The organism is Rhodospirillales bacterium (assembly GCA_018666775.1).
Taxonomy (GTDB): Bacteria; Pseudomonadota; Alphaproteobacteria; order SMXQ01; family SMXQ01; genus JABIXC01.
On record JABIXC010000007.1, the window covers coordinates 464,384 to 487,889 of the forward strand.

General features: G+C 53.0%; 17 protein-coding genes and 1 tRNA gene. 9 read left to right on the forward strand and 9 right to left on the reverse strand.

Annotated elements, in window-relative coordinates; translation table 11 throughout:
- Nucleotides 1-68: 68 nt before the first annotated feature.
- Genes HOJ08_04405 through HOJ08_04415 form a run of 3 tightly spaced genes read right to left on the reverse strand, consistent with a single transcriptional unit; the run spans nt 69 to nt 4,352 of the window.
- A complete protein-coding gene (locus HOJ08_04405) occupies nt 69-1,256 on the reverse strand; it encodes an MFS transporter (GenBank protein ID MBT5672679.1) in 1,188 nt (395 codons plus the stop codon).
- 43 nt (nt 1,257-1,299) lie between these two features.
- Nucleotides 1,300-4,236 (reverse strand): DNA polymerase I, encoded by a 2,937-nt coding sequence (gene polA, locus HOJ08_04410; GenBank protein MBT5672680.1) that lies wholly within the window; start codon nt 4,234-4,236, stop codon nt 1,300-1,302.
- Entirely contained in the window at nt 4,173-4,352 is a 180-nt protein-coding gene (locus HOJ08_04415) for a zinc-finger domain-containing protein (GenBank protein MBT5672681.1), read from the reverse strand. The genes polA and HOJ08_04415 overlap by 64 nt, the downstream gene beginning before the upstream one ends.
- A 109-nt stretch (nt 4,353-4,461) precedes the next feature.
- Between HOJ08_04415 and HOJ08_04420 the strand changes: the two genes are divergently transcribed.
- The 3 genes from HOJ08_04420 to HOJ08_04430 all read left to right on the forward strand — a co-directional run bounded on the left by HOJ08_04420 (nt 4,462) and on the right by HOJ08_04430 (nt 7,880).
- Complete coding sequence (locus tag HOJ08_04420) at nt 4,462-5,502, forward strand: ABC transporter ATP-binding protein (protein MBT5672682.1); 1,041 nt, start codon at nt 4,462-4,464, stop codon at nt 5,500-5,502.
- Between the two features lie 68 nt (nt 5,503-5,570).
- Nucleotides 5,571-6,488, forward strand: a complete 918-nt coding sequence (locus HOJ08_04425; protein MBT5672683.1) for an alpha/beta hydrolase — start codon at nt 5,571-5,573, stop codon at nt 6,486-6,488.
- A gap of 159 nt (nt 6,489-6,647) precedes the next feature.
- Nucleotides 6,648-7,880: a pentapeptide repeat-containing protein gene (locus HOJ08_04430; GenBank protein MBT5672684.1), complete on the forward strand. Its 1,233-nt coding sequence runs from the start codon at nt 6,648-6,650 to the stop codon at nt 7,878-7,880.
- A gap of 25 nt (nt 7,881-7,905) precedes the next feature.
- On the opposite strand, the gene HOJ08_04435 is transcribed toward HOJ08_04430, so the two are convergent.
- Nucleotides 7,906-11,817: a protein kinase gene (locus HOJ08_04435; GenBank protein MBT5672685.1), complete on the reverse strand. Its 3,912-nt coding sequence runs from the start codon at nt 11,815-11,817 to the stop codon at nt 7,906-7,908.
- Nucleotides 11,818-12,043: 226 nt separating this feature from the next.
- Here HOJ08_04435 and HOJ08_04440 point away from each other — a divergent pair, with 226 nt between their 5' ends.
- Nucleotides 12,044-13,114 (forward strand): amidohydrolase family protein, encoded by a 1,071-nt coding sequence (locus HOJ08_04440; GenBank protein ID MBT5672686.1) that lies wholly within the window; start codon nt 12,044-12,046, stop codon nt 13,112-13,114.
- Nucleotides 13,115-13,200: 86 nt separating this feature from the next.
- Nucleotides 13,201-14,661 (forward strand): CBS domain-containing protein, encoded by a 1,461-nt coding sequence (locus HOJ08_04445; protein ID MBT5672687.1) that lies wholly within the window; start codon nt 13,201-13,203, stop codon nt 14,659-14,661.
- A 1-nt stretch (nt 14,662) separates the two neighbouring features.
- Here HOJ08_04445 and HOJ08_04450 read toward each other — a convergent pair whose 3' ends face one another.
- Entirely contained in the window at nt 14,663-15,601 is a 939-nt protein-coding gene (locus HOJ08_04450; GenBank protein ID MBT5672688.1) for a hypothetical protein, read from the reverse strand.
- Between the two features lie 73 nt (nt 15,602-15,674).
- Between HOJ08_04450 and HOJ08_04455 the strand changes: the two genes are divergently transcribed.
- Together HOJ08_04455 and HOJ08_04460 are read left to right on the forward strand one after the other, a co-directional pair.
- Nucleotides 15,675-16,142: a hypothetical protein gene (locus HOJ08_04455; GenBank protein MBT5672689.1), complete on the forward strand. Its 468-nt coding sequence runs from the start codon at nt 15,675-15,677 to the stop codon at nt 16,140-16,142.
- 33 nt (nt 16,143-16,175) lie between these two features.
- Nucleotides 16,176-16,376: a hypothetical protein gene (locus HOJ08_04460; protein MBT5672690.1), complete on the forward strand. Its 201-nt coding sequence runs from the start codon at nt 16,176-16,178 to the stop codon at nt 16,374-16,376.
- Between the two features lie 8 nt (nt 16,377-16,384).
- On the opposite strand, the gene HOJ08_04465 is transcribed toward HOJ08_04460, so the two are convergent.
- From HOJ08_04465 to HOJ08_04480, 4 genes are all read right to left on the reverse strand, one after another.
- Entirely contained in the window at nt 16,385-16,996 is a 612-nt protein-coding gene (locus tag HOJ08_04465; GenBank protein ID MBT5672691.1) for a tetratricopeptide repeat protein, read from the reverse strand.
- Nucleotides 16,993-17,253: a hypothetical protein gene (locus tag HOJ08_04470; GenBank protein ID MBT5672692.1), complete on the reverse strand. Its 261-nt coding sequence runs from the start codon at nt 17,251-17,253 to the stop codon at nt 16,993-16,995. The genes HOJ08_04465 and HOJ08_04470 overlap by 4 nt, the downstream gene beginning before the upstream one ends.
- Before the next feature lie 104 nt (nt 17,254-17,357).
- Nucleotides 17,358-19,310: a sodium:solute symporter family protein gene (locus HOJ08_04475; protein ID MBT5672693.1), complete on the reverse strand. Its 1,953-nt coding sequence runs from the start codon at nt 19,308-19,310 to the stop codon at nt 17,358-17,360.
- Between the two features lie 157 nt (nt 19,311-19,467).
- Nucleotides 19,468-22,038: a PAS domain-containing protein gene (locus tag HOJ08_04480; GenBank protein MBT5672694.1), complete on the reverse strand. Its 2,571-nt coding sequence runs from the start codon at nt 22,036-22,038 to the stop codon at nt 19,468-19,470.
- A 335-nt stretch (nt 22,039-22,373) separates the two neighbouring features.
- Between HOJ08_04480 and HOJ08_04485 the strand changes: the two genes are divergently transcribed.
- Complete coding sequence (locus tag HOJ08_04485; GenBank protein MBT5672695.1) at nt 22,374-23,144, forward strand: transporter substrate-binding domain-containing protein; 771 nt, start codon at nt 22,374-22,376, stop codon at nt 23,142-23,144.
- A gap of 130 nt (nt 23,145-23,274) precedes the next feature.
- Nucleotides 23,275-23,351 (forward strand) — tRNA-Arg (locus tag HOJ08_04490).
- Nucleotides 23,352-23,506 lie beyond the last annotated feature (155 nt).

Below are 23,506 nucleotides of genomic sequence, written 5' to 3' on the forward strand. Positions count from 1 at the left end.
GCACAAATTCAGACCTGAATTTCTAAACGCCGATCCGGGTTCCCGGGTCGGCGTTTTGCGCATCTCACCTATAAAATCTTGTTATATTTGGCGTAAACCGTGGCCAGAACCATCAAAGCCACAAGAACCCCACCGCCGATCAAAAGACTGCTTTCCAATCCAACCAGAGAAACAAGCCCGCCCATGGCAATGGGCCCAATGGTCGACATGAAGCGGTTGGACATGGTCCGAAGCCCCACGGCCTTGCCCTGATTGCTGCCCACCACCGATGACATTTCAGTAATGATCAGGGGTGTGGAAATGCCTACCGCCAAACCCCGACCGGCCTGAGCAAACAGGAACAATACATAAAGCCCAAGCCAAGGTGTGATGGCAATCAGTGCCACAGAAATTGCAGACGTGATCAGCAACAACCAAAGCCCGTTAATCCGGCCCGTCATGGGGGCGGCCAACAATGCACCAACGGCCGCCGCTGCCGCACCGGTTGCCAGCAAAAGACCAATGGCCGTGCCTGATAGGCCAACACCGTTCAGATACACCACGTAAAATGAACTCTGGATCGAATGCCCGCCGATGCGCAACATCGACACCATTATAAGAAACGTCACCACCGGCATCGCCATCAACCCAAAAGCGGCTGTGTAGCTTTTAAGCTCCGGCAAAAGATCTGCAAAGCCAAATTTGGGCGCATCGTTTTTCGTCTCGGCCTCTGTCCGGGGCAATGCCAATGCCGCGCCCAACTGGCACATCGCCCATACGAACAGCATGCCAAAAGCCCCCCAAGGCCCGATGAAATCCCACCCGGCTCCCACCAAGGGTGGACCAACCAGATTTCCCAAAACCCCATAAAAGGTCAGGCGTCCTGCGTATTGCGGGCTGCCACGCATGATTTGACCCACCAGCGTCTGGGCCCCCGCCCAGCCAATGGTCGAGGAAAGACCCAGAACAAGCTGGAACACAAACACCGCACCGATCCACGGAAAGACCGGGTACAAAAGCGGCATCATCGCACCAATGATGGCAAACCCGATCATGACGCGCCTGGCGCCCAGACGATCCATCATGGCCCCGCCATGGACCGAAAACAAAAAAGGCAAAAGATTGAAACTGCCCAGTGCCAACCCAATCATCAACGGGCTGGCATGCAGGTGCAAAAGCCAAAGCGGCACCACCACCGAGCCAAGGTTCGACATGGTCGCGCCAAACAACCCCGACGCATAAACCGCCCCCTGAACACGAACCGAAATTGGCTCCACAGCTACTCCCTGATTTATCTGCACTTAAGTTGGGCCAGATGGCCTAATGCACTTCGGCCCAGCTGTCGCCGATGCCGGTTTCAACTTCTAGGGGCACAGAAATATTGGTTGCTGGATGGGCGGCACCGGTCATTACGGCCACCACTGCTTTTGCCGTGGCTTCGGCTTCGGCTTCTGGGGCTTCGAAAATTAATTCATCGTGGACTTGCAGCAACATTGTGGCGCTTAGCTTGTTTTTTAAAAGGGCTGCGGGCACGCGGATCATGGCACGCTTGATGACATCGGCGGCAGCCCCCTGAAGCGGGGCATTAATGGCGGCGCGTTCGGCAAAGGCCTTTTGTGGGCCTTTGGCAGAAATGCCCGGGGTGTGAATGCGGCGGCCAAAAATGGTTTCCACATAGCCATGATTGCGGGCAAATTCTTTGGTGTCTTCCATGTAATCGCGAATGCCGGGATAGCGTTTGAAATAGGATTTGATGTATTCCGCCGCTTCGCCATTGGGAATGGAAAGCTGGCGCGCAAGGCCAAAGGCCGAAATGCCATAGATGATCCCGAAATTGATAGCCTTGGCCGACCGACGGATCATCGGGTCCATGCCTTCAATGGGTACATTGAACATTTCCGATGCGGTCAATGCGTGAATATCATCGCCATTTTGAAAGGCATCTTTCAACACCTTGATATCGGCGACATGGGCCAAAAGGCGCAATTCGATTTGGGAATAATCTGCAGAAATTAGCTTCATGCCTTTTTCGGCAATGAAGGCTTCGCGGATTTTCCGCCCTTCTTCGGTGCGAACGGGAATGTTCTGAAGATTGGGATCGGTCGATGACAATCTGCCCGTCGATGCCACGGCCATGGAATACGATGTATGCACCCGGCCCGTGTCTGGATTGATCTGGGCCTGCAGGGCATCGGAATAGGTGGACCGAAGTTTTGATAAGTGACGCCAATCCAAAACCTGTTGGGCAATGTCATGGCCCTGGCCTGCCAGATTATCAAGAATATCTGCCCCTGTGGCATAGGCCCCGGTTTTGCCTTTTTTGCCCCCCGGTATACCCAGATCATCAAACAGAATTTCGCCCAATTGCTTTGGGCTGCCGACATTAAAGTCGCGCCCCGCCGTGGCGTGGATTTTAATTTCCAGTTTATCCAGCCGTTTGGTGAAATCTGTACTCAGCGTCTTTAAATGCCCGGGGGCCACTTTGATGCCAGCACTTTCCATGGCAACCAGAACCGGGATCAGGGGCCGTTCAAGGGTTTCATAAACCGTTGCCATATGATCGCGGGCCAAACGGGGTTTCAAAACATCATGCAGCCGCAAGGTCATGTCTGCGTCTTCCGCTGCGTAATCAAGCGCGCGGTCCAGCGGCACATAATCAAAGGTCACCCTTTTTTTACCAACCCCTGCCACGTCTCCAAATTTGATATTGGCATGACCCAGCATCCGCAACGATAATTCATCCAGCCCATGGCCGTGCTGGCCTGCTTCCAGAACATAAGACAGCACCATGGTGTCATCGACAGGCGTAATCCCAACGTCGTAGCGCGCAAGAATTTCTGTGTCGTATTTAATATTATGCCCAACCTTCAACACCGATGGGTCTTCCAGCAAGGGCTTCAAAAGTGCCAGCGCCGTGTCCCGATCAATTTGTTCCGGTGTATTCTGATCTGTGCCCCCATCATCACCATCGCCCCCAAGATCAAGCGCCCCTTGGGGTGCCACCATGCGGTGGGCGAGCGGGATATAACAGGCCTTGCCCGCATCATAGGAAAGAGAAACCCCCACCAGTTCTGCACGCATGGAATCAAGGGAGGTGGTTTCTGTGTCCACGGCAACCCGGCCCGCATCTATGGCCGCTTTGATCCAGACAGAAAGCCTGTCTTCATCGGTCACCAGTTCGTATTCGCCCTTGCCTAAATTGGCGCTTGGGTGTGCGGTAGAATCTTGAGACGCGGGGGGCATTTCACCTGATTTTGGTGCGGGGTTGGCATTGGTTTGGGAGCCCGGCTCAACCACTCGACCATCGCCATCAGGCTCACTTCTGACCCGTGCGGCGATGGAGTTAAATTCCTGTGCATGCAAAAATTTAAGGAGCATTTCGGTGTCGCGTTCGCGTTTGATGAAGCTGTGATAATCATCAACGCCGGGCACATCATCCTTCAAGATCACCAATTGCTTTGAAACCCTTGCCTGATCTGCAAATTCGATCAGGTTTTGGCGGCGCTTTGGCTGTTTTATTTCTCCGGCTTTTGCCAACAGCGTTTCAAGATCGCCGTAAAGATTGATTAATTCCGCTGCCGTTTTCACCCCAATGCCGGGCACGCCCGGAACATTATCTGCGGAATCCCCGGCCAGCGCCTGAACCTCGATCACTTTGTCAGGCGTCACGCCAAATTTTACCATCACTTCTTCCGCACCAATCCGGCCGGATTTGATGGGGTCCTGCATGCTGACACCCAAGCCGATCAACTGCATCATGTCCTTGTCCGAAGACAGGATGGTTACCTCATCCCCTGCTTCGCGGGCTTGACGGGCATAGGTGGCAATCAAGTCATCGGCTTCATAGCCTTCCAGCTGCACGGCGGGCACATTGAAGGCCGCCGTTGCTTCACGGATCAGGGCAAATTGGGGGACCAGATCATCGGGCGGTGGTGGCCGGTGGGCCTTGTAATCGGGATAGATGTCACTGCGAAAGGTTTTGCGTGCGGCATCAAACACCACGACAAGATAATCAGCCTCTGTGTCGTCCAAAAGCTTCATCAACATATTGCAAAACCCGAACACCGCATTGGTGGGTGTGCCGTCGCTTCGGGTCATGTTTAACTTCAGCGCAAAATAGGCGCGAAAAATAAACCCGGACCCATCCACCAAAAACAGATGATGGGGTTTACTTCCAGCTTTTGGCGATGGACTCAATGGCTGCTTCCAACCTTGGTGCCGGCTTTCAAGACAAAATGCTGCCCACAATAAGGACATTCAGCCTTGCCACCCGCGCCCAAATTCAGAAAGACCCGGGGATGGCCATGGGTGCCCCCATTGCAGCCAACGGTTGGGGTTTCCACTATAATTACGGTTTCTTTTTCAGATTCCATCAAGGAATTCCTCTTCTGATACGAATGCGCGAAAGGCCGTGTTGACCACCCTATACCCCGGATGATACCGATTGCCTATGCGCAATCAACCGCCGGAAACAGCTTTTTCATGAATGTTACTTACCCATCTGGGCCCAAGCCCCGGAATGCCGAACTTTCCCCAGATCTTAGGGTTGATCAAGACAGATTACCCAAAAATGCCGTGGAAATCTGCGGCCTTTCAAAGACCTATGAAGGGGATGCCAAAAGCCCCCCTAAAACCGCCCTTAAAGACGTCAACCTGACCGTCCCACGGGGCGCTTTTTTTGGGATTTTGGGGCCAAATGGCGCTGGAAAGTCCACCTTAATCAATATTCTGGCGGGGCTGACCACCAAAACGGCCGGCAGCGTGCATATTTGGGATTACAACATCGATACGAACCGGCGAAATGCCAAAACGGCCATCGGTGTGGTGCCCCAGGAACTTAACCTGGACCCATTTTTTACACCCCGGGAATTGCTCGAATTTCAAGCTGGACTATATGGCATCGGACCAAAAGATCGGCGCACGGATGAAATTCTTGAAATTGTCGGCCTGGCTGACAAAGCCAATGCCTATTCGCGGTCGCTGTCAGGCGGCATGCGGCGCAGGCTTTTAATCGCCAAGGCAATCTTGCACCGCCCACCGGTGGTGGTTCTTGATGAACCCACCGCAGGCGTGGACGTGGAACTGCGCCAACAACTTTGGGCCTATATCAAGGAACTGAACGAAGCGGGCACCACCATATTGTTGACCACCCATTATCTGGAAGAAGCCGAACAATTGTGCGACACCATTGCCATCATTGATGAGGGCGATGTCATTGCCTGTGAACAAACCGCCCAATTGCTGCAGCGCATCGACACCAGAGAAATGATTGCCACCGTTTCACAAGACCTTGAAACCGTGCCGGTGGCATTACAGAAATTCGATGTAACCCTATCCCCCCCAAGGTGCCTTCGTTTCCGGTTTAAACGCAGCGAAACCCAAATAGGCGAAATCATTACAGCCATCCAGAATGCCGGGCTGATGATTGCTGATCTTTCAATATCTGAGGGAAAGCTGGAAGACGTTTTCATGGAACTGACCGGGGCGCGACCGAAGCCGCCACCGTGTGACGATGTGCCATGACCCGATGGTTGGCCCTTGTTTTTCTGTTCTTAACCGCCTGTTCCCCCCGTTTGCAAGACTCCGGGCCCATGGTGAGGGACGCTAGAATAGAGGCCGACCAATTCATTGCCCGGGACGGGACACCCTTGCCCATCCGACACTGGACACCAAAATCTGGCAACCCCTGGGCTGTGATTTTGGCCTTCCACGGGTTCAATGACTACGCACCTGCTTTTGATACCGCAGCAACATTTTGGGCCCGCCACGGCGTGCTGACCTACGCCATTGACCAGCGCGGTTTTGGCAAATCACCCCATACCGGTCTATGGGCCGGGGTCGCCACTATGAAGGCCGATCTTGATGCCTTGATTGGGGCTGCAAAAAAGCGCCATGGCAATTTGCCAATTTATCTGGTGGGCGACAGCATGGGCGGTGCCGTGGTCATGACAACCCTTGCCGGACGGGCCAACGACACAAAGCCCGCCATTGCTGGCGCCGTTCTAGTTGCCCCTGCGGTCTGGGGCCGCAAACACCTTGGTCTCTTCAAACGAAGCTTGCTTTGGCTATCGGCCCACACGGTTCCATGGCTCAAACTTTCCGGCAAAGGGCTTGGCATCCAGCCATCTGACAATATTGAAATGCTCAAAAAGCTTTCCGCCGATAAACTGGTGATCAAGAAAACCCGGATCGACACCATCTGGGGGTTGGTCAACCTCATGGATGGTGCCTTAAAGAGTGCACCCCATATCAAGGCCCCGGTCTTGTTGCTTTATGGTGCGCGCGACGAAATTATTCCCTCCCGCCCCACCAAAGAAGTCGCCCAAATTCTTTTGAAGCGCCCCCACACACGCATTGCGGTGTATGACGCGGGATATCACATGTTGCTTCGCGATTTGCAGGCAGAGACCGTCTTTAAAGATGTTTTGGCATGGCTAAAAGACCAAAAAGCCACTCTGCCATCCAATGCGGAAAAGCGGGCGCAGTCTTGGGTTTTGGAAATAAATTAAGATAAATCAGGAATTATGCGCATAGCGCTTTGATTTTTAAGTGTAATTACGATTTTTTCTGCTGATTTCCATTAATCTTAATGCTTCGTAAAAGCATTTTACCCAGAATTCCCGATTGACCAGCTATCGCGCTATTCTGCTGCATGATCGGAATACTTTATGACGCCTCAAGAAATTGTCCTCATTCTCATGAACCATGAGAAATGGGCCTGCCACCAACAAGGCGGAAAACGGGCCAACCTTTCCCTTGAAAAACTGTACGGTATGGCCCTTTCAGGCGCAAAACTGGCCAGGATCAAACTCACCGGGGCCGATCTTACCCGCAGCGACCTGCGCGGGGCTGATCTTAGCGATGCCGATCTGTTCAGTGCTAATTTCAGCGAATGTGATTTACGGAAAGCCAACCTCACCGGGGCCGATATAAGGGGGGCTTGTCTGCGCGGGGCGGATCTGACCGGGGCGTGTCTTGCTGGTGCCGACATGCGTGATGGCACGCTCATGGCCCAAGAAAAAGATGATGACGGTCGCAATGAAATAAAATTGATCGCCCTTGATGGCGGCAATCTGGAAGTGCGCAATGCCGATTTGCGAGGTGCAAAGCTCGCCAATGGTCACCTTGCCAATTCAACCTTTTTGCAAACGGATATGACCGATGCCAACCTGCATGGTGCGGATTTAAGCGGGGCTATTCTCACCGGATCAAACCTCAATGGCTGTAATTTTTCTGGCGCCAACCTTGCCGGAGCCTCCATGGAAAACACATCACTCATGGGCGCAGACATGGGCGGGGCGGTGCTCACGGATGTTAATATGTCGGGCTCCAATCTTGCTGGGTGCAACATGGAAGGCGTGGATTTAACCACCGCCAAAATGGAAGATGCCGTATTCCTACGCTCCCAAGACAGCTTGCCTGACAGCGTCCAGGACCTGCTTAACAGCCATTACAGCTGGATCGAGAGCGGCGGTGCCAAAGGCGAACAAGCCAATCTTGATGAAATCGACCTGGCCCATGTGGATCTGGCCGGTGCCGATCTGAGCGCCGCCACCTTGCGCGGGGCCATCCTTTCCGGTGCTAATCTGGCAGGCTGTCTTTTCCTGATGGCTGATCTCGGTAGTGCGGTACTCTCCAGCGCAAATCTTCGCGGGGCAGACTTAAGCGGTGCCAACCTCAGCCAGGCCAAACTTAAAAAAGCAAACTTATGCGAATCAAAGCTTGGGGCCGCGGACATCATGGACGCTTACGGCGTTTCCACCGGGCGCAAATGGCCAACCAATTTAACCGATGCCGATCTAAGCGGTGCCGACCTGACAGGCGCTGATTTAGAGGGATGCAACACAAAGGGCATCAAACTGAAAGATGCCCGCATTGAAGGTACGGCACTGGCCAGCTAGACCTCGCCACTGTAAATCCAGATGCTTATGGCTGATGCGTGCTTTGGCTGTTAAATGTATAGCCCGCCACTTCAAACCCACCCTCTTTTAGAAGCACAATTTCACCAGCTTCTGCGTCCGCGCCGGTTGATGGGCCACTGGTGTTTGCGGCATAAAGCGCCTGGGCATTAATGGCCCCGGCAACGACCAGATCACCATTTTCCAGAGCAATCATGCTGTGAGCCCGGGTGTAGAGGCCAACCGTGTTTCCCCGAACCGTTTTGCCGATGGTTTTAAGGCGCATAACCCAGGCATCCCCATTTGTATTTTTTCTGATTGGAAGATATTGCCCGCCAGCCACCGCCAACCCGCCATCGGGAAGGATGGCCAGAGACTTAAGCACATCCGCCTTATGCCCATCAAAGGCCCGACCCCAAACCTTATCGCCAGTCGCATTGATGTGCAGCAGCCATGACCCCGAATTATTCCGCCCGGCAGTAAGAATCCCGCCATCGGGCAAAACCGCAAGGGCCTCAGTCTTAAATCCGGGCATATCAAAAATGCGCTCCCAAGGTGCTTTATCCCGGCCCTGATGGCGCGTCACAGAATCAGGATCAGGTTCAGCGTCATCCCCCGCCGATTGTGGCTTGTCCTGCAAGGTGGCAACATTTGTGGTATCAGCAGCGGGGGGGGTGGCAGCGCGAACCACCGCGCCTGCTTCGGTTAAATTTCGGGCAACATTTGCGGCCATTGGGCTGGGGCCCTGTTGCGTTGCATTTGAAATTTCTGATGACACCCCTGACGACACACTTGAATGCTGTGACACGTGCTGATCCTGTGTCCCGGGGGGCACCATGGGGGCTTTATCTTTTGCCACGATCCCGCCCGGATCCGGGAGTGCTGAAAAAAGAGATATGGTGACACCTGTTTCGCTGCTGCTGTTTACCAATGGCGGTGGCGCAGCCTTCAGCGGTGCCCGCAGCGTTGAGGCCGGGGCTGTGCCATCAGATTCCGTTTTGATATGAATTGTTTCTTGCGACACTTGTCCTGGGGACACTTGTCCTGGGGCCATTTGTTCAGGGGAAAGAGCCACCACCTGCTGAGACGTTGCCTGCCCAGTTGCCATCAGTTGAGGCGCAGCCTGAGATGTTGCCTGAGATGCGGCCTGAGATGCCGGTTGTGCTGCTGCCTGCTGAATGGGCGTGGAATCCGCCATTGGAACGGTTGTTGAGGGAGGTGCTGAGGGAGGTGCATCATGCCCGGTTGGGGGCGCGGTTGATAAAGATGCATTTTCGATAGATGTCGCCTGCTGGCTCGCGGTTTGCTGGGCCGCGGCCTGTTGCGAAACGATGCTTTGTTGAGATGCCGGTTGCAAAACGACCCCCTGTTGAGGCGCTGGCACGGTAACGCCCGGTCCCACAACGCCCTGCCCCGATGCCACCCGTTGAGGCGCGCCTTGCCCCGATGCCACTGGCACGGGGACTGCCTGCCCCGATGCCACTTGAGGCGGGGTGGGCGGTGCGGCCTGATATACGGCGCCTTGTTGTTGGGGTGCGGGCTGTTGCACAGCCCTTGCCTCGGCACCGCTCTGCTGAGGTACCGCCTGTTGGGGTTGCGTTTGCGGCGCTATCGGCTGCCCCGATGCCACTTGAGGCAATGTGGGCGCAGTCACTTGTGCAGCGCCGGGCTGTTGGGGTGCACCTTGTTGCGCGATCCCTGCCTCGGCAACGCCCTGCTGAGGCACCGCCTGTTGGGGCGCGACCTGCTGCCCCGATGCCACCGGCACGGGTGCCGCCTGATTTGCCACACCCTGCTGTCCCGACGCTGCCTGCATAGGCGCTGCCGCCTGCTGGGGGGCTGCTTTTGGGGCTGGGGCTGGGGCGGGCTGGAGGGCTGCAGAGACCGCGGTAAAGGCCGAAGATCCACCCGAAGCAGAAGATGCGGGGGCGGGGGCGGAGGCGCTGGTCGAGGATGAGGACGTGGACGTGGATGAGGACGTAGATGAGGACGGGGGAACAAATGCAGTGCCTTCTAAAATTCTAACCTGACCGCCGCCTTTTTTCTTTTTGTTTCTCAGAACACGGGCCCTGTCCTTTCTGGAACGAAGCTGTTCTGATTCCAACTTTGCTTTGGCAGCCTCTGCCGGAGGCACAATTGCGATTTTTTTATCACCCCCCCAAAACGATGAAACAGCAGAAACAACTTTCTTGAGAGAGAGGGCCTCGGCTACCTTATCAGAGGGTTTGTCAGATTTTAGATCGGTGGCCCCTTCCCCTAAACCATCCGTCTTAACGCCGTCCTTCTTGAGACCGCCCTGGCCGGCTTTGGGTCCTTGTTCTCCATCGGCCAGCGCATCCTTTTGTGGCACCCCGGCAACATTTCTGCGCACCCGTGAGACTTGTCTGCGCACCGCTGCGACCTTGTCTGGCGCATTCTTTTTAAAGACCAGCGTGACACTGCTCTTTTTTTCTTTTCCCGGTAAACCCGCGCTATCACCCCCAAAATCGACCATAAGAAAGGTCATCAAAGCCCCTGCTATCGCCGTGATGATGCCGGCAAGGCGCATAAAGGATTTCTTCGGGCTGAGCACTTCTTTCTTTTTCTGGCCCCGTTTGGATGGCTTGAAAGCCCCCATGACACGGCGGACGATCTTTTCATTACCCCCACCTGCCTGCGCCAAACGGTTTCGCTGGCGGTTTTGCTCAGCCATGTTCTGCATGCCATCCAGCTTTGCCTTTGCCCGGTTCCCGCCAGACACCCCGGACCCTCCCGATGGCCCACCAGAGCGCTGCGTTGCAACTGAATTGCTTTTGGTTTCCGGCACCCCCTTTGACGACAATCCACCAACCACCCCTTTAACAAGGGCCGGGATTCCAAATCCGGAGAGAACCACATGGCTGACCGCCCGCCCACTGGCACGAACCACATGCCCAATGGTTTGGCCGATCCAAGCCATCAAGCCCGGACCCCTCGCTTTTTTGCCGCCGCGACTGGCCCCCTTGATTAAATTCCCCAGAAAATTTTGCTTGGAACGCGACTTGTTTTTCGCAACATCGGGGGCGTCCTTGGGGTCATCGGCATCAACGCGCTCTAACAGGGTTAGAAAATCATTCATATTCATCGGGCGGTCTTCTGCCCTGATCGAAAGCGCCATATCGATGGCATCCAGAAATGGCTGGCGGGCATTTCCCTTCCCCGCGTCCACTGCCGGAGACATGGAATCCCCCATGGCACGCTCAAGAGACGCAGGTGGTGGCGCACCGGTTACGCCGCGATATAAAATGGCACCAAGGGAATAGATATCCGCCGCCGGGCCCTTGTTTTCCTTCGCTGAATGTAATTCCAAAGCGGCATAGCCCGAAGCCATCATGGCCTGGGCGGTTTGGCGACGTTCCACAAGTTCTGTTGGCGTAATGGCAAATCCTGTCAGAACCGGGGCGCCATCTTCGGTCAGGATTATATTCTCAGGCCGGACATCCCGATGGACCAAATCGGCCCCATGCAGCAATCGAAGGCCGGCAATCAAGGGGATGGCAATAGCCTTCAGTTCTTCTTCTGACAGGGTGCCTTGTGCCTCCAGGCGTTGGGCGAGGGTTTCTCCATCGCTGTGTTCCATAACCGCATAGGCGGTGCCCTTGGCCTGGAGAACCTGAATGACCCGTGAAATGCTGGGATGCTTGATGCCAATAAGCTGGCTGGCTTTGGCAACGAAGCGCTCCAGCCCCCACTGGAAAGAGGATTCCCCACTTTTACCGAGATCGGACACGCCACCATTGGCTTCCCGATTGGCAAAATCGGTTGGGAAATATTCCTGAATCGAAACAACCAAATCCTGAGCCAAATCCCGGGCAAGATAGGTCAGCCCAAGTTCGGTCTGGGATAGAAGGCTTTCAACGCGATACCCCTTAATGTCACTTCCAACAGAAAGCGCGCGTATCTGTTCACCAGATTCTGGCATGTCTCTCCAACCGTTCGTTTTAAACGGATATTCACAGATATCAGGGGGTATTTTAGGGCCTGACAGGTAAAGAATTTGCTACTGCCTGGGGGCATACAGCCGCATAAAACCCAATAAAACCGGTGAATAACCGGCTGCCCCTGTACGGGAACACGGGTTACAGATAAAATGGGGCCAGAGTTCACAAATACGGGGTAAATTGCTGCCTCAATTCAGGGAGAATTCAATGTCCATTCGGATCGTCGATGCCGACGCCCATGTTATCGAAACCATGGAAACCTTCAATTACCTGTCCGAAGATGAACAGAAATACCGGCCTGTGCGTCTGGCGCCAATGGATGATGATAAAATTCTGACCCAAACCGGGAACCAAACCAAAGAATACTGGTTGGTTGATGGCTCGGTCTGGACCGGAACCCGCAATCAGGACTACCAGAGAACCACGCCGGGTACCCGTGAGATGACCGATATCGAAGGTCGGCTTCGCCACATGGATGAAATGGGTGTCGATGTTCAGGTGCTCTATCCGTCATTCTTCCTGAGTGGCAAAACAGAAAACCCCGATTGGAATTGGGCGCTTTGCCGCAGCTATAACCGCTGGATGGCCGACATCTGGAAAAAAAGCAACAATCGCCTGCGCTGGGTGGCCATCCCCCCCTTACATTCCATGGAAACCGTTCGCGAAGAACTGGCGTTTTGTAAAGAAAACGGGGCTTGTGGCGTTTTTCTGGTGGGCATCGAAGACGGCAAGATGCCTGATGATCCCTATTTCTATCCGTTGTGGGAAGCAGCCCAGGAGCTTGATCTTGCCGCCTGTTTCCATTCAGGCATTCACAGCCAGACCTACATGGATGTGTTCAAAGGTGCCTCTACCCGGTTCATGTCAAACCGCTCCCCGGGTGTTGGGGCATTTCACGCCTTAATCATGCGCGATATTCCAAAGAAATTTCCCGCCATGCGCTGGGGCTTTGTTGAATTCAGTGCCTCATGGCTGCCCTATGCCATCAATTACACGGAACTGAGCTACTGGAAAAACAGCAACCAGCCGGAATGGGATTCCACGGGCATCTTGAAGAACAACAACATCTATGTGGCGTGTCAGGTAACAGACGATTTGCCCTATATCATCGACAAAGTGGGCGAAGACAATCTTGTCATCGGCACCGATTACGGACACCACGATCAAGCAACAGAAATCGATGCCATGCAAAAACTGCGCGACGAAGGAACGCTCTCTGGACAAGTGGTGGATAAAATCCTCGACGATAATGCCCGCGCCTTTTACGGCCTGGACTAGATCAGGGCCAAACCCGGCAAAGTATTGCTATGCTAAAACGAATGTAGGAACCAACAGCCCGATACTTTCTGTCAAAGGAGGCTCCGGTGACGTCCCAGACCAATTTGTATCGTGCCCTTGTCCGCGATGCCATGCAGACCGATTGCACTGTCATCGGGGCAGATGCCACCTGCAAAGAGGCCGTAGACCGGCTGCGTGTTGGGTCCAGCACCTGCGCCATTGTCAATGATGGGGCGGGCTGTCCAGTTGGCATTATCACAGAACAAGACGTGGTGAACCGCATTGCGTTCAAGGCCGAGCCCCTGGCCCCGGTCACCCAAGCCATGACCGCACCGGTCCAAACCATCCATGGAGATGAATTTTTATTTCACGCCATTGCCGCCATGCGGCGCGGCGACATCCGTCACTTACCCGTTGTTGATGGGAACAACGCCCTGATCGGTGTCCTGCGCCTCAAGGATGCCTTATTCGAGACCACGCCTAAGTTGATGGCCGACATAGACACCTTGGCCGGAGATGGCGGAAAAGCAGGTTTAAATGCCATCAAGGGCGGCCTCGGCGCCATTGCGGGCCAAATGCTCGACGATGGCATTCCCGTGCCGGAAATTCAGGCACTCCTGAGTGAAGTAAACAACGATGTCTATCGCCGCATCACCGATTTAACCCTTGATGATATGGCTGCAAGCGGGCTCGGTAAAGCGCCCGTCGCTTTTTCGGTGATTATTATGGGGTCTGGTGGGCGCGGCGAAAATTTCATTCACCCCGATCAAGACAACGGATTAATCCTTGCCGATTATCCAGATGAAGATCATGACCGCATTGACGGATGGTTTATGGAATTCTCACAACGCCTCACCCTGGCCCTTGACCAAGCTGGGTTTCCCCTGTGCCGGGGCGCGGTCATGGGCACCAACCCACTGTGGCGCAAAACCATCAGCCAGTGGAAAGCACAATTCAACATCTGGGTGGCGGCGCGTTCTGTCGCCAGCTTAAGATTTTGCGATATTCTGTTCGATTTTCGATCCATCTGGGGGGAGCAAGCACTGGCCCGGGAACTGCGCCATCATGTGCTGGGAATGATTTCCAACACCCCATCCTTTCTCCGTGATCTGGCCGACGAGGCCAAAGCAGCCGGGGTCGCGTTGGGATTTTTTGATCGCTTTATTCTGGTGCCCGACACCGATGTTCATAAAGGCACCCTGAACCTCAAACAATCGGGCACGCTGCCCCTGATTGAGGCCGTTCGGATCATCGCACTTCGCGACGGGGTTGATGCGCTATCCACCCTTGGCCGCATGGCCTGTCTGGCAGAGACCGGATATCTGGCCCATGACGAACATGATTATCTGGTTGGTGCCTATCAGCATCTCTGCTGGCTTATCATGCGCCATCAAATCGGCTGCGCCCGGGATGGCATGGAAATTTCATATTATATGTCACCCGATGAACTTACGCGTCGCGAAAAAGACATGCTGGTGGACGGGCTAAAAGCCATCCGGCAGTTTCGGGACCGGGTGCAAGCGGAACTGAGCGGTAATATTTTTTAGTTCAGAATTGATTCTGTAGCTTTCGCACAGCCGTCATTTTATGGCTGAGGCTAATCACCTGGCCCAGAGAGTGCACCCCCCGGGCTTCCAACCGATCCAACATCGCCATAAAAATCTCAGCCGTTGCCAGTGCGTCGCCCATAGCCGTGTGGCGGCCTTCAATGACGATGCCAAGGCGTGCCGCAATCGCATCCAGAGTATGGGCCTCTGCATCGTGATCAAGGAACACCGAAAGCAGCAGCGTATCCAACACCACGTGGTGAAACGCGACACCACTGGTATCTTCCTTCAGTTGTAAAAACCGCATATCAAATGCCGCGTTATGGGCAACCAGAATGCTATCGCCAACAAAAGCCCGAAAATCAGGCAGCACCAATTCAATGGCCGGTTTGTCTATGAGCCTGTCATCGGTAATGCCATGGAACCGGATGGATGGTTTCGGCACCGGAAAGCCCGGATTAACCAGCGCATCAAAGACCGTATCGCGCTGCACTGACCCAGCATCAATGCGAACGCCTGCGATAGAGATAATCTCATCGCCCTGTGATGGCCTAAGCCCCGTGGTTTCTGTATCGAACACCGTATAGGTCAGCGATTTAAGCGCATCATCAACAAGTGCCTTCATATGGTGCGGCAGTTCGGGGGAAGCATAATCATAGAATTCCGGTCGGGCAGGAATATCCCTGTGATTAAATCGGCGCGCGATCAATGCCCGATCAAAGGCAACACCGATCACCGCTAACAGAACCACAAAGGCAATGCTGGCTGCAGCAATATGTCCGGCAAGGTTTAAAGCTGCTTTTTGGGAAGACACTTCGACAAGTGCCCGCCAGCCAATCGCACCAAACAGGGTCAGACCACACACACCAACAAGAACAAACGCCAAGGCAGCGGCCTGCCGGGTGCCCCACGTTTTTGTGATTTGCTTGAAATCAGCCATGGGATTACCCATATGACGAGTCCCAGCACACATCAAGTGCCAACTTTGCGACCCAACATGGTGAGATGACGCGATGTCACTGTTGCAAACGCTGCTTAGGCCAGATCATGACGAGCACCCGGAAAGCGCCGAGGCTGCACGCGCGGCCAACCTGATACAGGTTGGCGAGTTTCAATTGATGCAGCTCGCCTATTTCAACTGGTTTGGCAAAGACATGCCCGAATCAGATGCCCGCCCGTTGTTTCATACCTACATGCTGCATCACCGGGTGCCCCATTGGGTGAGACATTATGCCCGCCAAATTCTGGCACTGGATAAGACCAACCAGCTTGATGGCAATGATCCGGCCTATCACCGCTATGATCCAGACCATGAATTGACCCCGCCCAATGCTCGGCTAAAATTGATCCTTGCCTGTATCTTTGTGATTGTGGTTCTTGGGGGTGGTATTATTCTTGGTCATTTTACGGTCAAAGAAACCGGATCAATTCTGCCGCCTTATTTCACCGATGAAGAGTTGAAGCCACCCCGAACAAAATAATAGAATAAAAGGGATACAAGGGAGCCAGAAGCCATGTTCGAATTCACCGGAGAATACGAGACCGCCTTTAACTGGATTTTTCTGGCCGTCACCGCAGCAATTGCCGTTAAAGGCATTTCCACCCGTAACGCAGATGGCTCTTCTGATTTTGTGCACATGCTGTTTGGCTGTATTGCGGCCGTCTTCTTTTTTCTTGTCCTGTTCCAGGACATGCTGGGCATCGTAAAATTCTAAAAACCACCTTAAGGCTTGTAGGTTCGCTCTTTCGCGTCCAGTTCCGGCATCCTCAACAATCGCTTCTCAGGCGGCAGCGCAAGCTGCTTTTTTAAATAAACCGCCCTGTCGCGAACCGTCGTGGGATTGGGGGTGCCATAGACGATTTTGTCCAAAAGGCCCGGGCCTTCAAGGATTTCCTGATCGGTCCTCAGGGCAAGGATATAATCCCTAAGCGCTTGCTTATAACGCCCCCCCCGATCATTCAATATCCCACGATTGGCATAGGCCGCAGCCAGAACACCCCGGCCCGTCAAATCATCGTTTTCCAAGGTTCGGGTCAAAAAGGCAATCAGGGCTGTATATTCGGCGCGCGCTTCAAGTTTTTGCCCACTTTGCATATAGGCAATGGCGCGGCCCATCATGGCGCCCCGGTGATTGGCCTGTTCAGCCAGCGCCTTGTCAAAGGCCTCAATTGCCGCCGGGTAATTTTTTTCGGTCAGGCGGTTATCGCCTTCACGGGTGTAATAATCCCCAGGTGCTTCATTCAAAAAAACCGTCGTTAACGTCCACACCGTGAACATGACAAAGGTCGCCGTTGCACACAGGATCACAAAGCGACGCAAAACCTGGCGGTTCAAAGCCCCGCCCCTGGTAGGCTGCCGCCCATAAGATGGGCCGTATAGAGATATGAAAACACCACACACAAAAGGATGGCCGTAACGCCAGCGCGTTTCAAAAGTCGCGCCTGTTCCTCAGGCTCAAGATCAAGATCAGCAGCCTTTTGGGCGCGCCTGATATACAGCACCCAGATCAGCTTGCGCACAGGAAAGAATAACGCCAACGCCAACACACCCGTCCAGAGCAATTGATAATCCGCCGAAAACAACGCCGCCATGAAGTTTTGATCCCTGCCCTTTGCCTGTCACCTTGATGCATCAAGGATATAAAAAAAAAGGGGAAGGGCAAAGCCCTTCCCCACATATTTTACGCTTTTTTTGACTACTCGCCTGCCTGAGCCTGCGCCGTATCGCCGATATCTTCAACCAGCGCTTCGACTTCTTTATCAGGCACCGTGGACATTTCCATCTTATAGGCAAGGAACCACATCATCCCGACACCGAGTATCCAGAACAAGATCTGCCAAGCCCAGATTGACGGAATGCCAAAGGTCCAACCGGCAACACCCGCATTGGGGGCACCGAAGATGGTATTGCCAATCACCGCACCCGGGCCAATGCCGAAGAACATCCAGGCCAGAGTGATGATCCATGCCAACGGAACAAGTGCTTTTTTGTCTGCTGGCAGGGTGGCATGTTCACGCAGGAAGTTATGATACTTCATGCGATGATCCGTTGCCGCCTGTTGCTGTGTCATCGCAGACACCACAAGACAGATAGACAGATTAAAGATCATGCCCCACCCAGCGGAATGGATGGTCCATGGCCAACGACCCCAAGGAAGAACGCCCCCGGTCAGGGTGTGGCCAAGGGTTTCGGTGAAGATCACCGCCAACAAACCCGCAGCCAAGCCATAGGTGACGCCTTGGCGCGTGATCCACGGGAACCAGCACACCGCCGCAAGGGACGGCCACATCTGGAACCCAAAGGCCACCGCAAGGCCCCCCAGCAACACCAAAGCGTCGCGGGAGAAAGTTGCCACCGTAAGGGCGGCAACGACAATGAAGCCAACCCCAATTCGACCAACCATCTTTTGCTGATCATGGGATGCCGTGGGATTAAAGAACCGCTTGTAAAAATCACGGGTCAACATGCCCCCGGCAGTGGACATATACGCCGCACCGGTTGATTGCATGGCCGCCAGTGCACAAACGGCCAACAAGCCGACCAGCCATGGTGTGCCATCCGCAATCTGGTTGAAATAATACGGAACCAGCGAATCAGGCCTTTTGGCAATGGCCGCATCCAGCACCGTGGATATTCCTAATCCTGCCTCGTTCACCAACGGGTTGGCGCCCAAAAGATGTGCGCCCATGCCCTGGAATGCGGTGAAGAAAAACAGGATAAAGCCGATGCAGAACGATGATGCCCACACTTGCTGTGGTGCAAATGGCTTCGGATCTTTGTTGCCGAAGGCCCACATGGAAAACGCCGGGGCCGATTGGATCCCCATTAACGCAAACATATAGGTCAACACCATGATCCCGGTCCACAAACCACCGACCGGCGTTTCCTTGCCGAGGCCAGCGGTGAACTGGATCACACCCGGTATGGCGAAATAGGCATTATGCCCTTCCGGTGTCACCCCCCACTTTCCAACGCCAGAAGCCGCCACCTTTGCGAATCCAGCATTCAGCGCATCCCAACCACCGGCCAGGTTTAACGCGATCAGGCCCGTGATGATGATGCCCAATGCCAGCAAAATACATTGCAAGGTATCCACATACGCCACGGCTCGAAGGCCGCCCGAAGCGACATAAACCAACACAACCGCTGAAAGCACCCACATGCCAACGTTAACCGACAGAAGACCATCGGTTAGCACGTTAAACAAAAAGCCCGAAGCGCCCAACTGAACCCCAAGATAAGGAATGGAGAACAGCAATGCGACAAGGACTGTCAAAATCCGGATGCCATCGCCCTGGAAATAATCGGCAAACATTTCGCCCGGCGTAACATAACCGAACCGCTTGCCCAGCATCCATTGGCGTTTCAGAAAGAGAACGCCAGTGAATGGAATGGTGATGGTGTAAAATGATGCATAGGCATATTGAAAACCGTCTCGATAGACGAGCCCCGGATGCCCCATAAAGGTCCAACCGGAAAACGATGTCGCTGTCGCCGCCAGGACGAAAACCCACATCGAAATTTGTCGCCCTGCGATGAAATAATCACCGGCCGTTTTGGCCATACGAGCGCACTTGATGCCCCAGAAAATACAATAAACCCAATACAAAAAGACGAATGCAAATAACCAAATTACTTTTGCAGACATTACCGCCCCCTCCTTGTGAATACCTTATAATTTTCTAATAAAAAGCCTCTTACGCAATAGGTTGATGTAAATGCCTTAGCACATCATGGCCTGATTGTCAGTTTTCAATTCATTGGCCATAAATTAATCACATCCCGGGCGGGCCAAATTAAATTTTTTACGATTTTGCCTGATCCAGTACCATCCGCACCTTCCGGGCCAAGCCTGCCCTGCGATACGGCTTATGAAGCAACTCGCACGCTTCACCGAGCCCATTCATTTCATCCCTCCCGAGATCGGCATATCCCGATGTATAAAGGATGGCAATACCGGGAAAGGATTTTCTAACCTCTGCTGCGATTTCTGGCCCATTCATGCCGCCCGGCAAAACCACGTCCGTGAACAACAGATTTACCTGGGGCGCTGTCTCCAGAAGCTTAAGTGCCCTTTCGCCATTCCCCGCTTCAAGAATTTCGTAGCCCATGCCCCTTAACAGGGTGACCGACATGGTACGAACATCTGGATCGTCCTCGACAACCAAGATGGTCTCACCACGGGACTGAGGCACATTCTCCTCAGTTGTTTGAATTAAGGATTTTTCTACCTGCATAACCCGGGGGAAATACAGCCTGATCGTTGTCCCTTCGCCAATTTCACTGTAAATCGTTACGTTGCCGCCCGATTGCTTCGCAAAACCATAAACCATGGAAAGTCCAAGACCGCTGCCTTTCCCCACATCCTTGGTGGTGAAAAATGGATCAAAGGCATGATCAATCACATGCCGGGGCATGCCATGGCCGGTGTCGGTGACCGCAACCATCACATATTCGCCGGGTGCCATTTCGGTCTGCGCTGCTGCATAATCATCATCAAGGCTGACATTTCTGGTTTGTATCGTGAGCTTCCCGCCTGACGGCATGGCATCCCGGGCATTAAGCGCAAGGTTTAGAACCGCACTTTCCAATTGGTGGGGGTCCGCTTCACACGACCAAAGGCTCGCATCATTGACGATCTTAATCACAACGGTTTCGCCCAAAGCGGTGTTCAACAGGCCGGACATGCCGGCCACCAACTCACCCACATCAATCGACTTTGGCAGCAATGTCTGTTTTCTGGAAAAGGCCAGCAGTTGATTCGTTAATACAGCCCCCCGTTCATTGGCATGCAAAATAATAGAAAGAAACGGCTGAACATCGCCGCCTCTCTCGGCAATTTCTTTCGCCAATTCAATGTTGCCGATGCTGACCGCCAAAAGGTTGTTAAAGTCATGGGCAATGCCCCCGGTCAACTGGCCCACCGCTTCCATTTTCTGCGCCTGCTGCAGCTGTTCATCTCGCTGGCGATGTTCGGTTATGTCACCAGCAATCCCCACGATCCGGTACACTTCACCCTGTTCATTTTTAATGGGAAAAGCGCGATCTCTTATGTGACGTATCCGACTATCAGGCAGCACAATGCGGTATTCTTCGTCGTAGCCACCACCGGCTTGTTTTTCAAGCGCCATGCGAATGCGCTCGCGATCCTCAACGTGAATTGCATCCATAAAAGATTGTGGATTTTCATAGGCACTTTCACAAGACCGCTGCCATACCTGCTCATAGGCAGGGCTTATATAAATCATCTCGTTTTTAGAAGGATCGGTCATCCAGAAAACTTCGGATATATTTTCTGCCATTTGGCGGAAATTCTCTTCGCTGGATTTCAGTGCATCTTCCATCCGTTTGCGCTCAGAAATGTTGCTGATGGAACCTGCCATGCGGAGCGGTTTGCCATCATTGCCCCAAATAGCCTGACCCTTTGACTGGACCCAGATATAATTGCCGTCTTTGCCACGCAGACGAAGTTCCAGATTATAGGGCGCACGCTTTTCCAAATGATCCCGCACCGCCATCAGCACACGATCTTTATCATCGGGATGCAGCGCATCGGAAAAGGTATCGACCCGAGGGTCAAGTTCTGAATCTCCATAGCCCAGGATTTCTCTCCAGCGCGGCGACCAATAATGTTCACCCGTTTGAATATTCCAATCCCACACACCATCATTTGTTCCCGTCATCGCAAATGAATAACGTTCTTCATCTGCCCTGATTTTGGACGACATGCCGTTTAAAGCATCGACAATTTGATCAAGTTCATCCGGAGGGCCAACCTTGTCCAATTCAAGATAGGTTTGGGGCCTTCCAATATCGATTTCTTGGATAAAGGTGCCAATTCGAGCCAAATGGCGCGACACCAAATAGAAAAAAACCAGAAACAAAAACCCGGCAACCAAAAACGTCTTGATCCCATTTCCGACCAAGACAACGAACGCCTTTTCATAAAGTTTCCGGTAAATGCCATCAAGGCTTGCCACGATTTCCAATTGGCCCAGATTTATCTCACGGGTGTTATCGCGAAAAACAATGGGGAGCACTTGAGAAACCGTATTTTTTGATCGCCGCACCCCACGCGATAGATGGGGGACACCAGCCCTTTTAATCTCTACGAATTCAATATCAGGGATAGCCAATAAACCGTACAGCTGGGTGCCAAGCTGTGCGTCATCAAACGCCCATAAGCTTTGGGTAATCGTCCCCACATAACTGGCCTGAATCAAATCAACGCTGGTTTTAATACCCGCAACATCGCGGCGGTAATCGGTGAGCAGCTGCCAGCCAGTTGTTACCAACGTAATGCAAGAGCTGAACAGGATCAGCGCCAGAATTAACCGACGGGCAACGCGACTTTTGAAAATTGGGGGTTTATACATAACGGCTTACCCTATCCAGACACGCAGAACGGGTGGCAACTTGTTTTGGGCAGAACATAACGCCGTGATCGGGTGTCCGAATTTTCAACTGACTGGTGCCTTCTATGACACACAGATCCGCACAACAATAATCGGAAACTTGAACTTTCATACACCACTGAACTCCATGGCCCCCCCATGGAATGTACCTGCCAATGACAGAACAACAGCATCTCACCTTACCATAAATTGTCTGTTAATATAATTGATGGTTTTAACGGTGTAGACTGTCTTGTTAGCTGTAACAATTGAACGCATCATCATTGATGTACACCCCCTTGGCCGGACACCAATCTATGAAAAAAATATGGCTGATAAAGGTACTTATCGTACTGATTTTAGTACCCCTTTTCCCAATGCATGCTCACGCTCAGGAAAAGGCCTCCTACACCTTTGTCGGCACCCATTATCCCTTGGTATTTGAACAAGATAAAAATGGCCAAGTGCACGGACTAGGCTTTGATATTCTGAAAGCCATTTCGAATGAGATGGGGAAAACCTTTAAAACCATATACCTGCCATGGGGGCGTGCCCTACGAATGGTCAAAGAAGGTTCGGCCGATGGCATCATCGGGCTCTATATGTCTGAAGCCCGAAAGAAATTTTTAGTGTATTCCAATACCCCCTTCAGGAAGGACCACATACTCCTCATGACAAAGGCTGGCAGGAAGGTGTCTTGGGATGGAAATTTTAAAACCCTGAAAAACCATCACATTATCACCATCCGGCACTGGGTTTATGGAGATAAATTTGATGCCTATAAACATAATCTAAATATAGATATCGCAAACAAACTGTCCCATGGCCTGCGCATGTTGATGGCCAACAGGGGGGATATCTTGATCGCCAACGAGCAAAGTGCCCTTTATGAAATGCAAAAACTTTCTCTCATGAACGATATCGTGTTTTTAAAACCCGAAATTAAGCCCATTCAAAATTACTTCGCTTTCTCAAAAATTAAAAATGACACCAATTTCCAAAAGCGTTTTAACGCAGCCTTGTTGAAATTGCATCAAACCGGGCAGATGGCCAAGCTGGCCGCCAAACACACATTGTTTCAAAAATAGCCCCCCATCCCACAAGGACACATCCAAATTTCACAGGCCCCTTAGCTAAGCATTTGCACCGCGCCGCCGTTTCGCGTAAATTCCCCGCCGTGCCACCGATACGCTTATCGGGGACCCAAAATGGCCAAAAGCACCCGTAGCTCAGCTGGATAGAGCGCTGCCCTCCGAAGGCAGAGGTCACAAGTTCGAATCTTGTCGGGTGCACCATTCTTTCTATATATATTGTCTAACGTCAGCGCCTATGGGACAGATTAGGGGCATTGCATAAGAGAGGGTTTCTGGCACATCGTAATGACCCGAAGGGGAATGAAGATGAAACAGAAATCGCAGACAAGACAGACGGGTGCAGCCAAGGCGATCAA